The sequence below is a fragment of the Flexivirga caeni genome, from assembly GCF_003724155.1.
GTDB classification, from domain to species: domain Bacteria; phylum Actinomycetota; class Actinomycetes; order Actinomycetales; family Dermatophilaceae; genus Flexivirga; species Flexivirga caeni.
In genome coordinates, this window is record NZ_RJJQ01000018.1 from 55080 (window position 1) to 70108 (window position 15029).

The 15029-nt window shown below is 68.0% G+C and carries 15 protein-coding genes; 11 read left to right on the forward strand and 4 right to left on the reverse strand.

What is annotated here, in order from left to right; translation table 11 throughout:
• The first annotated feature begins 44 nt into the window (after window positions 1-44).
• From EFY87_RS15725 to EFY87_RS15750, 6 genes are all read left to right on the forward strand, one after another.
• Window positions 45-1637: a flavin-containing monooxygenase gene (locus EFY87_RS15725; protein ID WP_123272441.1), complete on the forward strand. Its 1593-nt coding sequence runs from the start codon at window positions 45-47 to the stop codon at window positions 1635-1637.
• Window positions 1634-2893, forward strand: coding sequence for a glycosyltransferase family 4 protein (locus EFY87_RS15730; protein ID WP_123272442.1), 1260 nt, complete (start codon window positions 1634-1636; stop codon window positions 2891-2893). The genes EFY87_RS15725 and EFY87_RS15730 overlap by 4 nt, the downstream gene beginning before the upstream one ends.
• Complete coding sequence (locus tag EFY87_RS15735; RefSeq protein WP_123272443.1) at window positions 2890-3615, forward strand: class I SAM-dependent methyltransferase; 726 nt, start codon at window positions 2890-2892, stop codon at window positions 3613-3615. Before EFY87_RS15730 ends, EFY87_RS15735 begins: the two co-directional genes overlap by 4 nt.
• Window positions 3612-4694, forward strand: coding sequence for a glucosidase family protein (locus tag EFY87_RS15740; RefSeq protein WP_245988694.1), 1083 nt, complete (start codon window positions 3612-3614; stop codon window positions 4692-4694). The genes EFY87_RS15735 and EFY87_RS15740 overlap by 4 nt, the downstream gene beginning before the upstream one ends.
• Before the next feature lie 50 nt (window positions 4695-4744).
• Window positions 4745-5314 (forward strand): class I SAM-dependent methyltransferase, encoded by a 570-nt coding sequence (locus EFY87_RS15745; RefSeq protein WP_245988695.1) that lies wholly within the window; start codon window positions 4745-4747, stop codon window positions 5312-5314.
• Between the two features lie 61 nt (window positions 5315-5375).
• A complete protein-coding gene (locus EFY87_RS15750; RefSeq protein ID WP_220093664.1) occupies window positions 5376-5879 on the forward strand; it encodes a DUF2599 domain-containing protein in 504 nt (167 codons plus the stop codon).
• A gap of 12 nt (window positions 5880-5891) precedes the next feature.
• Here the strand turns inward: EFY87_RS15750 and trxA are convergent, their stop codons facing one another.
• Window positions 5892-6278, reverse strand: coding sequence for a thioredoxin (gene trxA, locus EFY87_RS15755; RefSeq protein WP_123272446.1), 387 nt, complete (start codon window positions 6276-6278; stop codon window positions 5892-5894).
• A gap of 339 nt (window positions 6279-6617) precedes the next feature.
• On the opposite strand from trxA, the gene EFY87_RS15760 reads away from it, so the two are divergent.
• The 3 genes from EFY87_RS15760 (at window position 6618) to EFY87_RS15770 (ending at window position 9224) form a co-directional block, all read left to right on the forward strand.
• A complete protein-coding gene (locus EFY87_RS15760; protein ID WP_123272447.1) occupies window positions 6618-7076 on the forward strand; it encodes a cysteine dioxygenase in 459 nt (152 codons plus the stop codon).
• A 65-nt stretch (window positions 7077-7141) separates the two neighbouring features.
• Entirely contained in the window at window positions 7142-8407 is a 1266-nt protein-coding gene (locus tag EFY87_RS15765; RefSeq protein WP_220093665.1) for a low temperature requirement protein A, read from the forward strand.
• A 22-nt stretch (window positions 8408-8429) separates the two neighbouring features.
• Window positions 8430-9224: a crotonase/enoyl-CoA hydratase family protein gene (locus EFY87_RS15770; RefSeq protein WP_123272448.1), complete on the forward strand. Its 795-nt coding sequence runs from the start codon at window positions 8430-8432 to the stop codon at window positions 9222-9224.
• A 95-nt stretch (window positions 9225-9319) separates the two neighbouring features.
• Here the strand turns inward: EFY87_RS15770 and EFY87_RS15775 are convergent, their stop codons facing one another.
• Window positions 9320-10138 carry an acyl-CoA thioester hydrolase/BAAT C-terminal domain-containing protein gene (locus EFY87_RS15775; protein ID WP_148043368.1) on the reverse strand — a complete coding sequence of 273 codons (819 nt, stop codon included), beginning with the start codon at window positions 10136-10138 and terminating at the stop codon, window positions 9320-9322.
• A gap of 86 nt (window positions 10139-10224) precedes the next feature.
• Here EFY87_RS15775 and EFY87_RS15780 point away from each other — a divergent pair, with 86 nt between their 5' ends.
• The gene (locus EFY87_RS15780; RefSeq protein ID WP_123272450.1) at window positions 10225-12264 is read left to right on the forward strand and encodes an NAD(+) synthase; all 2040 of its coding nucleotides are present in this window, start codon (window positions 10225-10227) and stop codon (window positions 12262-12264) included.
• A 78-nt stretch (window positions 12265-12342) separates the two neighbouring features.
• On the opposite strand, the gene EFY87_RS15785 is transcribed toward EFY87_RS15780, so the two are convergent.
• Window positions 12343-13668: an MFS transporter gene (locus tag EFY87_RS15785; protein WP_123272451.1), complete on the reverse strand. Its 1326-nt coding sequence runs from the start codon at window positions 13666-13668 to the stop codon at window positions 12343-12345.
• 71 nt (window positions 13669-13739) lie between these two features.
• Here EFY87_RS15785 and EFY87_RS15790 point away from each other — a divergent pair, with 71 nt between their 5' ends.
• The gene (locus tag EFY87_RS15790; RefSeq protein WP_148043369.1) at window positions 13740-14327 is read left to right on the forward strand and encodes a helix-turn-helix domain-containing protein; all 588 of its coding nucleotides are present in this window, start codon (window positions 13740-13742) and stop codon (window positions 14325-14327) included.
• Between the two features lie 100 nt (window positions 14328-14427).
• Here EFY87_RS15790 and EFY87_RS15795 read toward each other — a convergent pair whose 3' ends face one another.
• Window positions 14428-14907 carry a hypothetical protein gene (locus EFY87_RS15795; RefSeq protein ID WP_123272453.1) on the reverse strand — a complete coding sequence of 160 codons (480 nt, stop codon included), beginning with the start codon at window positions 14905-14907 and terminating at the stop codon, window positions 14428-14430.
• Window positions 14908-15029: the final 122 nt, after the last annotated feature.

The window sequence follows — 15029 nt, forward strand, 5'->3', positions numbered from 1 at the left end:
GACCGCAGACGGACTCCGTGCGGCGATCGAGGAGATGGGTATTCGTGAAGGACCACTACGACGTGCTGGTGGTCGGCGCCGGCCTGTCCGGCATCGACGCCGGATATCGCCTCCAGACCAGCTGTCCCGGTGTGGACTACGCGATCCTGGAGGCGCGCGAGTCACTCGGTGGCACGTGGGACCTGTTCCGCTACCCCGGGATTCGCTCCGACTCCGACATGTTCACCCTGGGCCTGCCGTTCGAACCGTGGACGGGCGCCAAGTCGATCGCCGATGGCGCGGACATCCTGCAATACCTCAAGGACACTGCCGCGAAATATGGCATCGACCGGCGGATCTCCTACTCCACCAAGGTGATTGCCGCTGACTGGTCGAGCCAGGACGCTCGGTGGACGCTGACCACGCAGTCGGCGGCCGGCGAACACACGGTGAGTGCGAACTTCGTCTACTTCTCCTGCGGTTACTACAACTACACCGATCCCTACCGTCCGGATATTCCGGGCCTGGCGGACTTCTCCGGGCAGGTCATCCACCCGCAGTTCTGGCCGGCCAACGGGGTGGACGTCGCCGGACGCACGGTGACCGTCATCGGATCCGGTGCCACCGCGATGACCCTGGTGCCCGCCCTCGCCCGGCAGGGTGCGCACGTGACGATGTTGCAGCGTTCGCCGAGCTACGTGCTCAGCCTCGCCGCCCGGGACACGATCGCCGACAGGTTGCGCAAGGTGCTGCCGGCCAAGCAGGCGTATGCCGCGATCCGGCTCAAGAACGCCGCCACCACCGTCGGGTTCTACGAGTTCTGCCGCCGGGTGCCCGGGGCAGCCACCAAGATCCTGCGGTCCGGGGTCGCCCGTCAGCTGGAAGGCAGCTCGGTCGACCTGGCGGCCTTCACGCCCCGCTACCGGCCGTGGGACCAGCGGCTGTGCATCGTGCCCGACGCCGACCTGTTCACGGCGATCAGGGAGCACGACGTCGACGTCGTCACGGACACCATCGATCGCGTCGAGCCGACCGCCATACACACCTCCTCCGGCCAGCGGATCGAGTCCGACATCATCGTGACCGCAACCGGCTTGCGGCTGCAGATGGTCGGTGGCGCCACGGTCAGCGTCGACGGTGAGGTCTGCGACCCCGGCGAGCGATACATCTACCGCGGGATGATGCTCGAAGGCGTGCCGAACGCCGCCGTCTGCATCGGCTACACCAATGCGTCATGGACGCTGCGGGCCGACCTGTCCGCGCAATATTTCTGCAAATTCGTCAACTATGTGCGCAGCAACGGCTACGCATCCGGCACTCCGACGGTGCCCGAGGCGATGCCGGCCACGCCGGCGCTGGACCTCGCGTCCGGTTACGTGCAGCGGTCCATCGCCGAACTGCCGAAGCAGGGCGACCGCAAGCCGTGGTTCCTGAAGCAGAACTACTTCGTCGACCGGCGCGACGCCAAGCGCGCCGACGTCACCGCAGACATGACCTTCGTGCGCCCGGGCGAGACGCGTTCCCGCTCCTCCCTTTCGCGCTCGCCACTTTCGCGTTCCCCCCTTTCGCGAGTGACGGCTTCCTCGCCGAGCGACGGCGAAATTGCGCCGTCACTCGACGAACTCGCCGTCACTCGGGAAGCGGAGCGGGCCGGGTGAGGATCGCGCTCGCGTCATACCGGAGCAAGGCGCACTCCGGAGGGCAGGGCGTCTACGTCCGCAACCTGTCACGCGAACTCGTCGCCCAGGGACATCAGGTCGAGGTGTTCAGCGGTCAGCCCTACCCGCAGCTCGACCCCGGGGTGCGCTTCACTCCTGTGCCGAGTCTCGACCTCTACCGCCCCGAGGACCCGTTCCGGCGTCCCGCGCTGCATGAATTCGGCTCTGCCATCGATGTTTTCGAATACGCAACAATGTGCACGGCCGGCTTTCCCGAGCCGCGCACCTTCGGCATGCGGCTGTCGCGGCTGCTGCGCGACCGGGTCGGAGACTTCGACATCCTGCACGACAACCAGACGCTGGCGCCCGGCCTGCTCGCCCTCGAACGGCGCGGGCTGCCGCTGCTGACCACGATCCATCACCCGATCAGCCGGGACCGCCGGCTGGAACTGCAGGCGACGACCGGCTGGGCGCGGGTGTCCAAGCGCCGGTGGTACGGCTTCGTGCAGATGCAGCGCCGAGTTGCCCGCCGCAGCAAGCACGTGCTGACCGTCTCGCAAGTGTCCGCCCGTGACATCATCGCCGACTTCGGGGTGCCGGCCGAGTACATCCGGGTCGTGCCGGTCGGCGTCGACATCGCACGCTTCCGGCCGCCGGACGCCCCGCGGGTGTCCGGCCGGATCGTGGCGATCGTCAGCGCCGACGTGCCGTTGAAGGGTATGACGGTGCTGGTCGACGCACTGCAGTTGCTGCCGCGATCGGCGTGGAGCGAACTCGTGGTGGTCGGCACGCCGGGCGACGCGACCGAGAAGCGGCTCGCCGAAGCCGGTCTCGTCGACCGCGTCCGTTTCCGCAGCGGCCTCTCGGACGATGAACTGGCCGGGTTGATCGGGTCAGCGCAGCTGCAGGTGATTCCCTCTCTCTACGAAGGGTTTTCGATCCCGGCAGTCGAGGCGATGGCGTGCGGCACCCCCGTCGTCGCCACCACTGTGGGTGCGCTCCCCGGGCTGCTCTCGGGCGGTGTGGGACGGCTGGTGCCACCCGGTGATGCGGCCGCGCTGGCCGTCGCGCTGGCCGAGGTGCTGGCAATGCCCGAGGAGGCGGCCTCGATGGGGAGGGCCGGCCGGTCGCGAGCGGTCGCGACATACAGTTGGGCGGCCGTGGCACGCGCGACCGCGGAGGTCTACCACGAGGTGATTGCTGCGAGCGGTCACGCGCAGTCTGCCGCAGCGGCGCATCCGAAGGAGCAGCGATGATCACGATGGACTTCGACTCGGCGTTCCCGATCGCACCCGGCATGACGGTGCTCGACGTCGGCGCCGGTCAGGGCCGGCACTCGTTCGAGGCGCTGCGGCGTGGCGGTGTCGTCACCGCGTTCGACCTGTCCGAGTCGGACCTGGCCGACGTGAAGTCGATGTTCGGCGCGATGGAACTCGAGGGCGAGGTCCCGGAGGGGGCGTCGGGCACCGTGCTGCATGGTGACGCCCGCTCGATGCCCTTTAACGACAATAGTTTCGACCGGGTCATCGCGTCGGAGATCCTGGAGCACGTGCACGAGGACGAGCAGGTCATGGCCGAGATCTTTCGGGTGCTGCGGCCCGGTGGCCTGGTCGCGGTGTCCGTGCCGCGCAACTGGCCGGAGCAGATCTGCTGGAAGTTGTCGGCTCCTTACCACGAGGTCGAGGGCGGCCACATCCGCATCTACCGCGCGTCCGAGCTGGTGGCGAAGCTGGAGCGGGCCGGGCTGACGGCATACAAGCAACACCATGCACACGCCCTGCACGCACCGTACTGGTGGCTGAAATGCGTTGTGGGGCCTGACAACAACGACAATCCCGCCGTCAAGGCCTATCACCGGCTGCTGGTGTGGGACCTGATGAAGGGGCCGTTCGTGACGCGCGCCTCGGAGAACGCGCTCAACCCGGTGCTCGGCAAGAGCTTCGTCGTCTACCTCGTGAAGCCGGAGCTTGCCGGATGACGGCCCAGGTGATGGGCCGGGCCGGCGCGCTCGCTGTGCCGGGCGTGCTGTCCGCCGAAGAGTGCACTGCCACAGCACAATTCGTGCTCCGGCAGCAGTGCGCCGACGGCTCCATCCCCTGGTATGACGGCAGCCATCTCGACCCGTGGGATCATGTCGAGGCGGCCATGGGGCTCACCGCGGCCGGACATTGGTCGGCGGCCTGGCGCGCGCTGGAGTGGTCCGCCGCGACTCAGCGCAAGGACGGTTCGTGGCCGATGGTGCGGCGCGGAGACCGGATCGAGGACGCCGGCGCCGACACCAACCAGTGCGCGTACTTCGCGGTCGGGCTGTGGCATTACTACCTGGTGACCGGCCGCACGGACGGGCTCGCGCGATTGTGGCCGACGGTCGAAGCAGCGATCAACTTCGTCATTCGCGCACAGCATCCGGGTGGCGAATTGGGTTGGGCCGTAGGCGAAAACGGCGGTGTCGCGGACTTCGCGCTGCTCACCGGCAGCGCGAGCGCGCTGCAGTCGATCGAGTGTGCGTGCCACATCGCGGCCACGCTCGGGCACGACCGGCCGCGCTGGCGCTGGGCCGGCAACCGTCTGGCGGCGGCGCTGCGCGAGCGACCGGAGGCGTTCGCCGATCGGTCGCGGTTCTCGATGGACTGGTACTACCCGGTGCTCGCCGGAGCCATCCGCGGAGCGGCGGCGCAGGCGCGCATCGACGACGGCTGGGCCGACTTCGTGCGGGACGGGCACGGCACGCAGTGCGTGCGCGACCAGCCGTGGGTGACCTCGGCAGAGTCCGCTGAACTCGTCGCCGCGCTGGACGCCGCGGGCGAAACCGATCGCGCGATCGCGGTGCTCGCGGATCTGCAGAGTTTGCGTGACCCGGACACGGGTGGCTACTGGACCGGCCGGAACCTGCCCGACCTGGTGCTGTGGCCGCAGGAGCAGACCTCGTGGGCGGCCGCTGCGGTCCTGCTGGCAGCGGACGCGGTGACGCAGACGACCGGCGGGTCGGCCTTGTGGCGCGACGCCGGCTGGCCCGGCGCCGTCGACGAACTCGTCGACAGTGAGGGGGTCGGCTGATGTCGGTGCCGACCGATGTTGCCGAATGTGTCGCTGCTACAACCGGATTCATGCCGGTCGACGAGGGTGAGGCATTGTATGGCGCTGCGCTCACCGCCCGGCCCGGCACCTGGCTGGAGATCGGCACCTACTGCGGCAAGTCGACGTTGCTGCTGGGCGCGGCTGCGCGGATGGTCGGTGCGCAGGTCGTCACCGTGGACCACCACCACGGCTCGGAGGAGAACCAGCCGGGGTGGGAGTGGCACGACGCTTCGCTGGTCGACCCGCGCAGCGGGCGCCTGGACACACTGCCACATTTCCGGCCGGTGCTCGACTCGCTGTCCGACGTGGTGTCAGCAGTTGTTGGATCGACGGAACTCGTTGCACGGTGGTGGAATTCGCCGCTGGAGTTGCTCTTCCTGGATGGCAATCACACCGAGGAGACTGCCCAGCACGACTACCGCGCGTTTGCCGGGCACCTGAAGCCCGGTGCGCTCCTGCTCGTGCACGACGTCTTCCCCGACCCGGCCGACGGTGGTCAGGCGCCGTGGCACGTTATCCAGGCAGCGCTCGCGGATGGGTTCACCCAGGTTGCGCAGCACGGCTCGCTGCGGGTGCTCACCGCGCCGGAGCGTGTGTAACCCGCGTGCGTAACCTTCGACGGTCGAGGTTTGCGGCCGGTGACTGTCGGAGAATGGCGGCATGTCCCGTGTCCGCCTGGGTATGACGCTCCTGCTGCTGGGCGCTGTCACAGCGTGCGGGGCGGCCGGCCACAGCCCTGGCATCGACCCGGACGCTTCGGCGATCTCGGCCAGTGCCGCGACCACCGCGGGACCGACCTCGCCGACGGCGAGATCACACACCGGTGGCTCGGCCCCGACAGCTTCCGCCGACGCGCCTGCGCCATACATCTTGAAAGCCGTGTGGGTCAGCCTGCCCAGCGGCCGTAGCCTGCAGGTCTATCCGACCGCGAACGGTCGGTCGACGCAGGCGCCCGGCGCTGAATCGGAAGCGTGGCACGAGGTGCTTCGCCTTGCCCCCAACGCCGGAACACCAGGAATGCGAGCGCAATTCGAGTGTCACTGGGAGTTCGCCCGGATCGCCGACCCGGGGAAGCGCAGCTGGAACCTCGAGCCGTGGCGACCGGTTGTCTCTGCCCAGCAGTTGTATGACGCCCGCTGCAATCCCGGCGGTCCCGACGTTTGAGCGGGTACGCGGTCACTCCTGCTGGTCGGTCTGACGCACTGCCTGCTCCGCCTCCACCTGCTTGCGGATCTCGTCCATCGGCAGCTTGCGAGCCTGGTCGATCAGCGACTCCAGCTCCGGCCCGGGGAGTGCGCCCGCCTGCGCGAAGACGCGGATGCCGTCGCGGAAGATCATCAGCGTCGGGATCGAGGTGATCTGCAGCGCCTGGCTGAGCGCGGGTTCGGCCTCGGTGTCGACTTTGCCGAAGGTGATGTCCGGATTGCCGTCGGATGCCTTCTCGAAAATCGGCGCGAACATCTTGCAGGGGCCGCACCAGTCCGCCCAGAAGTCCACCAGGACGATGCCGTCGGACTGGACCTCCTCGGCGAAGGTGTCGGTCGTGAGGGTCTTGGTTGCCATGCTCTCCCGCTCCTTGGTCGGACAGCACCGATCGGATACTGCCGCTGCTATGTCCAACGAACGATCACCGCAGAACCTTCCGGCGGCGCGATTCCGGCCCGTCCACTAGGTGGACAGATGTCTCAATAAACAAGACGTCCGGATTTGTAGTTGGCAAAGCGGTGGTCGGCATGTTCTGCTGATGGCATGTCTTCGCACGTCACGCCGAGCATGCGCCGCGCCATTCAGCGTCGCATGACGTCGTGGCATGTCTGCCGACTTTGAGCCGACCCTCGCTCAGCTCGACGCAGACCACCGCGCCCAAGGCGGCGCAACCCGCTCACCTCAACGGAGACTTCGATGACCACCACTTCACCCGGCGTTCGAGATTTTACCAAGGACCAATTGGTCCGGATGGCGCGCCTTTTCGCCCATGAAGCCGGCGTGGCCCGGACCATCGAGCGCAGCGGTGCAGAGCGCAAGCGACACCAGCTGACCCACACCCCGCACCTCGAGGTGTGGGTGATGACCTGGCCGCCCGGGGCAAGCACGGACTGGCATGACCACGGCGCAGCCGACGGCGCCATGGTCGTCGTCGAAGGTGAGCTGATCGACGTGCAGTGGCGGGGTGGTTCCGAGCACTGGCTCGAACTCCGCCCCGGTGACGACGCGGCGGTGGCAGCCGGCACCGCGCACAGCCTGACCAACGTCGGCGACGGGTATGCCGTGACGATTCACGCATACGCGCCAGGTCTGACCGAGATGACGCCATACACCTGGGAGAACGGCCGGCCGGTCGCCATCCAGCCGGGCGACTGAGGCGGGCGCGCGCCATGCCGGGCTGAGAGGATGCCTGGCATGAAGCAGCGAGTAGGCGAGCGACCATGACCGGGAAGTCGCATGAGTCGTTCCGCAGCCGGCTGATCCCGATGCGCGGACGCGACCCGCACGAGGAGGGCCGGGTCGCGACGCCGCTCGAACTGCTCTTCGACCTGATCTTCGCCGTCGCGGTGGGGACGTGCGCGGCCAGTTTCGCTGAGATGGCCGCGTCCGGTCACCTCGGCAAAGGGGTCGCTGCGTTCCTCTTCGCGATGTTCGCCGTCTGCATTGCCTGGATCAATTTCACCTGGTTCGCGTCCGCCTTCGACACCGACGACTGGCTCTACCGGGTGCTCACCATGCTGACCATGGTCGGCGTCGTCGTCTTCGCCCTGGGCCTGCGGCCGATGTTCCATTCGGTCGAAGAGGGTCATCACGTCGACACCAAACTGATGGTGATCGGGTATGTCGTGATGCGTGTCCCTCTCGCGGTGCACTGGTGGCGGGCCGCACAGCAGTCTCAGCGCTTCCGGACGGTCGCGCTGCGCAACATCCGCTGGATGCTCGTCGTGCAGATCGGCTGGGTGATCTTCGCCTTCGTGCCCATGTCGCTGCCGGTGACCGTGGTGATCGGCGGTTGCCTCGGCGTCGGCGAACTGCTCATCCCGGTGCTCGCCCAAGGCGGGGCCAACGGCACGCCCTGGCACCCGGAGCACATTGCGGAGCGGTACAGCGCGCTGGCCATCATCACCCTCGGCGAGGGCATCGTCGGCACCATCGCGTCGTCCCAGGGGCTGCTCGGCGGTGCTTCGGGAGACACCTGGAGCGGGAACGCCATTGCGGTCGTGATCGCCGGCATCGGACTCACCTTCGGCATGTGGTGGGTCTATTTCATGATGCCGTTCGGCAGCTTCCTGCAGCACCGGCCGACATACGGTTATCTCTTCGGCTATGGCCATATCGTCGTCTTCATGGCGATCGCCGGGACGGGTGCGGGCCTGCACATCCTGGGGCTGTTCCTAGAGGGGGAGTCGCAGCTGTCCGAAGCCGGCGCCGTGACGCTGCTGGCTGTGCCGGTGGCCGTTTATCTTGCCGGGATCTACCTCCTGCACGACGTCCTGATGGATCGCCTTGACAAGGTCCATCTGGTCAACCTGACGGTCACCGCGGTCCTCCTGGTCGCTGCGGTCGCCCTCGCGGGCGGTGGTGCGCCGATCTGGATCAGCCTGCTGCTGACAATGTGCGCGCCGTTCGTGACGGTCGTCGCGTACGAAGGTGGCGTGCACCGCCGCCAGGAGGAGCAGTTGCGCAGGCTCGCCGAGCACTCGTGAGCTTGCCGCCTACCATCGGCGGATGAGCAACAACATCGAGGTGACGGTGGCCGATGGCATCGCGGATGTCCGGCTGGACCGCCCGGAGAAGCTGAACGGCCTGACGCTTCCCATGCTCCGCGAGCTGGCCTCCGTTGCCCGGAAGTTGCGCTCGGACAAGGAGATTCGCACCGTCATACTGTCGGGGAACGGTACCTCGTTCTGCGCGGGCCTCGACTTCAAGACGGTCACTGCGGACCCGAAGCAGCTGCCGCTGGGCCTGCTGCCGCGGCCGTGGCGCAGCACGAATCTGTTTCAGGAGGCGTGCTGGGCATGGCGGCGGGTCCCGGTGCCCGTGGTGGCCGCCGTGCACGGCCACTGCTACGGCGGCGGCCTGCAGATTGCGCTCAGCGCAGACCTGCGGGTCACCGCGCCGGACGCGAAATGGTCTGTCCTGGAAGGAAAATGGGGTCTCATCCCCGACATGACCGGCGTGCAGGCGCTGTCTGAGCTGGTCGGCATCGAGACTGCGAAGCGCCTGACGATGACCGCCGAGATCATCAGCGGCACGGAGGCGGCGCAGATCGGGCTGGTCGGTCAGGTCGATCCGCAGCCGTATGGCGCAGCCCGCGCACTCGCCGCGTCGCTGGCGCAGCGATCACCGGATGCCCTGGTCGCAGCCAAGCGCCTCTTCGACCGCACCTGGACGATGTCGGCGCGGCGCACCTTCACCCGGGAGCGCTGGGAGCAGGCCAGGCTCCTGCTGGGCGCCAACTTCACGATCGCGCGGAAAGCAGGGCTGCAGCGCGAGCAACCGGTCTTCCAGTCACGCCGCTGACGCTCCTCGTGATTGAGCGGCACACATCCGGATCGAGCGGCACACGAAATGTGGCCGTTCAAGTGTGCCGCTCGTGACGGTTCTGTGCCTCTCGATCAGGGGAGGCGCAGGATGCGGCGGATGCTCGGCCAGGCGAGCCGGCCGAGCGCGCGGTTGGTCTCGTCGGTGCCACCGCGCTGGAAGGTTCCGCCAGCCGCCACGACCTGCTCGCCGGGTAGCACGGTGCGGTGTCCCGCCTCGGACAGCGTGACTGCGTCGGTCGGTAGGCCGTGCTGCTCGCGCCGGGAGACGATCTGCCGGGCGAAGTCGACCGACGGCCAGACCTGGTCGTCGCCGCCGGCGACCACGAGCACCTCCCCGATGCGCTCGACGGCGATCGCGGCGCGCGCGACGACCGCCGCATCTGCGACGCGCAGGCTCTGCCGATAGAAGTCGACATATGCCGGCGGGTCTGCGTCCGGCTCCCAGCTCAGGTCGAACGGTATGGCGGGCACCGGCCGCCCGCCATACGACCAGTGCGACACCTGGGAGCCGTCCGGGTCGATGTAGCTCCACGCGACCGGCGTCGGCGCGAATCCGATGCAGCCGTCGACCTTTTCGTCGTATGACGCAACGAGCAACGCCGCCTCCGCCCCGAACGACGTCCCCGCGATCACCAGCCGGTCGCACTCCGGCGCAAGCCGGTCCAGTGCGGCGATGAACGTCTCCAACGGCACCAGCCGCGGCCCCTCGGGCTGGCCAGGCCCGCCGAACCAGCGGATCGACATGGCCAGCGCACCGTGCGCCGCGAACACGCGCGCCCGGTCGTCGTCGACCCGACCACTCGATCCAGCAACCGTGAGAACTCCTGTGCCACAGTGATTTTCGGGTATGACGAGGACGCCCTCGGGTGCCTCCAGTGTTTCCTCACGCACAGCAGCAGGCTACGCCGCGGCTCGATCACGCGGGTGGCCCGCGGGTATGGCGGGGCCGTCGCCCGCCCGGCTGAGACACTGGCGTCATGAACTTCTTCTCGGCATACGACCAGGGCTTCGCGCGGGTGGCGGCGTGCACCGTGCCGACCGCGATCGCGGACCCCTCGGCCAATGCCGCGACGATCATCGAGCAGGTGCAGGCGTGCAACGCGGATTCGGTTGCGGTGGCGGCTTTTCCGGAGATGTCGCTCACCGGATATGCGATCGACGACCTGGTGCTGCAGGACGTGGTGCTGGATGAGGTGGAAGCCGCAATTGGCGAGATTGCCACTGCGACAACGGACTTACTGCCGCTGGTGATCGTCGGCGCGCCGCTGCGCAAGGGGTTGCGGGTCTACAACTGTGCAGTGGTCATCCATCGGGGGCGCGTGCTCGGAGTCGTGCCGAAGAGCTACCTGCCGACCTACCGGGAGTTCTACGACAAGCGCTATTTCGCGCCGGGCGACGACCAGCGTGGCGGGTCGATCACGATCGACGGCGGCTCGGTCCCGTTCGGTCCGGACCTGCTTTTCGCCGCGTCGGATCTGCCGTCACTGGCTGTGCACGTCGAGGTGTGCGAGGACATGTGGGTGCCGATCCCTCCGTCGTCGCTCGCGGCGCTCGCGGGCGCGAACCTGCTGGTCAACATCTCCGGCAGCCCGATCACCGTCGGCCGCGCGGCCGATCGCCGGGCGCTCGCGCAGGCGCAGAGCTCGCGGTGCCTCGCGGCATACGTCTACGCAGCGTCGGGGTATGGCGAGTCCACCACCGATCTCTCCTGGGACGGGATGACGATGATCCACGAGTGCGGCACGTTGCTGGGCCAGGGCGAACGCTTTCCTCGGGAGGCCGCTCGCACGGTCGCCGACGTCGACCTGGACCGCATCCGGCAGGAGCGGCTACGGGATGGATCGCTGGCGGACAATGCCCGAACTTTCAGCGATGTCAGCGCCTTTCGCACGGTCAGCTTCCGGCTGGGTGCACCGACCACGGAAATCGGGTTGCGCCGCAAGCTGCAGCGCTTCCCGTTCGTGCCGGACGATCCGGAGCATCTCGCGCAGGACTGCTACGAGGCCTACACAATCCAGGTCTCGGCCCTCAAGCAGCGACTGGTCGCGATCGGCGGCCCCAAGGTCGTGATCGGTGTCTCCGGCGGCCTCGACTCGACCCATGCGCTGCTCGTCGCGGCCCGGGCGATGGACGAGCTGGGCCGCCCGCGCACCGACGTACTCGCCTATACGATGCCTGGTTTCGCAACCGGCACGGCCAGCAAATCGGCCGCCACCGACTTGGCGCAGGCGATGGGAGTCTCCTTCCAGGAGCTGGACATTCGGCCCGCTGCGACGCAGATGCTGCGCGACCTCGGCCACCCGGCTGGCGCCGGCGAGCCGGTCTACGACGTGACCTTCGAGAACGTCCAGGCCGGGCTGCGCTACGACTATCTCTTCCGGATCGCCAACCAGGAGAACGGGATCGTCCTCGGCACCGGCGACCTGTCCGAGCTCGCCCTCGGCTGGTGCACGTATGGCGTGGGCGACCAGATGTCGCACTACAACGTCAACGCCGGCATCCCGAAGACGCTGATCCAGCACCTGATCCGCTGGGTCATCGGCGCCGGACATTTCGACGAAGTCACTGCGCGGACGCTGCGCACCATCCTGGCCGCGGAGATCAGCCCGGAGCTGGTGCCGGCCGCAGAAGGGGAGAAGCCGCAGTCGACCGAGGCGGCGATCGGGCCCTACGCGTTGCAGGACTTCAACCTCTTCCATGTGCTGCGCTTCGGCTTCCGGCCCAGCCGGATCGCGTTCCTGTCCTGGCATGCGTGGCACGACGTCGCCGCCGGGGACTGGCCCGAGGGGTTCCCGGAGGATGGTCGCGTCGCCTATGCGCTGCCGGAGATCCGGTCGTGGCTGGAGCTGTTCATCCGGCGGTTCTTCGCGTTCAGCCAGTTCAAGCGCTCTGCACTGCCGAACGGTCCCAAGGTTGTCTCCGGCGGTGCGCTCTCCCCGCGCGGTGACTGGCGGGCGCCCAGCGACGGCAACGCTTCGGCGTGGCTGCGCGAACTGGAGCGCCACGTGCCGAAGTGACGGGTATCGCCGCGGGGTATGCCCAGCGCGCGGTATGACGCGCGCTCGGCATACTCGGACGCTCGCAATCGCGCGTGCTTACCCGGGAGCCTCTTCGCGGCGCAGGATCGGGAAGACCACCAGACCGCCGACGATGAACATGACGCCGGCGGCAGTGAACACCGAATCCACCGGCCGGAATCGCGCGCCGGCGAAGTGGACGTCGAGGCCGCGCAGCACGGTGCTGACCAGCCAGCCCGCCGCGGCCATCGATACCAGATTTGCTGCGGTGCTCACCGCGTTCAGCCAGGCAAGCGATCGTCCGAGCAACTCGGGCGCGACCGATTTCATCCACAGCGGTGAGATCAGCACGTTGATCATCCCGACCGGCACGCCGATGAGCGCGTAGAACACGAGGGCCGGCGGAAGGGTGGTGCAACGCGAATAGGCGATCAGTGTGACTCCGGAAACCAGGAGCCCGATCGCGATCAGCTGTCCGGCGGGCCAGCGGAGGGCGAGCCGGGGCGCGGCCAGCGAGCCGAGAACCATGCCTACGGCGTCGCACATCGACAGGATGCCCAGCATCGATGCTCGCTGGTGCAGCGCGTTGGTGACGAAGAAGACTTCGAGGACGTTGAGCGCGGCTGCGCCGATCATGGCGATGACGATCGCCATCCCGATTGCCAGGAGCACGGGCGTGCGGAGGACGACGCGAGCGCCCTGCCGCATCGACTCGGCGAGTCCGAGTTCGGCGGTCGCCGGATTCGGCTCGGATTCCCAGCGGACCCGCGCCAGCAACCAGGTGGCCACCAGGAACGACAGTGCATTGATGCCGAGTGCCCAGTCCACGCCCGCGGTAAACATCAACGGTGCTGCCAGGGGCGGACCGATGATCGCGAGCGTTCGGTTGGCCGCGCCCTGTTCGGCGAACGCTTGGTTTCGCAACTGCTCCGGGATCGTGGCGGCGATCATCACACTCCGGGCGGTCATGAAGAACTGGCCGGCGGCGTTGGTCACCATCACCGCGCAGTAGATCCAGCTGAGTTGGCCGATCAGCCCGAGCGTGCTGCTCAGCGGCGGAACCAGCAACAGGCTGCCCACCGCCGCGGCCTGCACCGTGTTGCTCACGAGCAGCACCCGGCGGCGGTCGTAGCGATCGGTGTAGGCACCCGCGAGCGGGCCGACGAACAGCACGGGGGCGGCGGCCGCGATGAGCACACCACTGACCGCTGCAGGAGTCCAGGACCGGCCCGGAGCGATCTCGGTGCTGATCCACAGCACGACGGTGATGTCGAAGACGAAGTCGCCCAGCCGGGACACGAGCGACGCGGGGAACCCGACACGCCAGCCCGGCAACGACCACAGTCGCGGCCGTGTGGACTGGCTGGCTGAAGGGGCGGTAGCCGAGGCAGCGTCGGACTCCATGGAGCCGAACCTAGTTCAAGCAAATAATTTGCGCAATAAAGGTGCGCAAATTACTTGCTAGGCTGGCCACCGTGCCGCGCAGCCACCGACCCACCGACGTCACCGATCCCAAGAGGTGGCAGGGACTGAGCCATCCCCTCCGGATGCGGTTGCTCCACGAACTCGCCGACCGCCCGGCGGCCCGGGCGACGGATCTGGCCGAGGCGCTCGGTGTGCCGGCGAACTCGGTCAGCTTCCACCTGCGCCAGATGGAGCGCTACGGGTTCGTCGAGCGGGACACCGAGCACGGTTCGGATCGGCGAGAGAAGTGGTGGCGATCGACGAACCGGGACGGGTTTCGATTGACCGGCGGCTCCGAGGACGAGTCGGCGGTCGCCGTCGCACGCGATCTCGTCCGGACGATCGGCGCACACACCCATGCGGCAGTCGACGAGTGGCTGGGGGTCGCGGTGAGCGATGCGGGAACGTCGGTCAATCACGATGTGCGGCTGCACCTTACCGATGCCGAGTTCGCCCAGTTCCGCAGCGAACTCGGCGAAGTCTGGGATCGGTGGCTCACCGTCAGTCGCGGCCACGACGATGACCACGAGGACCTGGTGACCTTCCGCGATGTCCGCTTCGGCTGGACGGACCGCCCGGCGATCGAGGACGAAGGCTGAGCCGCGTCCGGTGCCGCCCGAGCATGCCCAGCGAGCGGTATGGCGCGCGCTCGGCATACTCGGGCGTCACGGAGGCGCGACGCCGCGCACCCGCTCCCGGCTAGGCCTTGCCCCAGTCGAGGATCCGCCAGCGCTCGGAACTGTTCGTGCGGACGAGGAAGTAGGACCACCTCTCGCGGTCGGGCTTGTTGCCCTTCGTCATACCTTTGACGTGCCGGAAGGTGGACAGCGTGTCGACCTCGACGCACTGCTTCCACGCGGAGGCAGGCGGGCTCCCGCACGTGCTGCCGGCGGTCACCGGGCCCGTCCTGGTGATCTCCAGGTCTTCGATGCGTGGTCCGTGCAGGTCCCACCACCCGGCGTCGACGCCCACCCGGTCGCCGACCACCATCTCCTTGGCGGTCGGGAAATCGCGGTCGTTCAGCGCCTTGGCAAAAGTCATCACGACCGAACTCGGTGATGTCTGGGCGGTGGGCAGCGGGACCGAAGCGCGCGGCTTGCCCCACAGCCACAACCCGAGGATGCCGAGCATCACGACGATCGCCAGGCCCAGGCCGACCGCACTCTGTGTCCTCCGCATACGCCGAGTATCCGATGGACTGCTGTGTTCCTCAAAGTCGTGTCCACAGCTGAGACTGTCGATGCCTCTGGCGCCCATCCCCGGACGGGCGCTCGCGTCGTACACAGGCAGGTGGCCGAGGC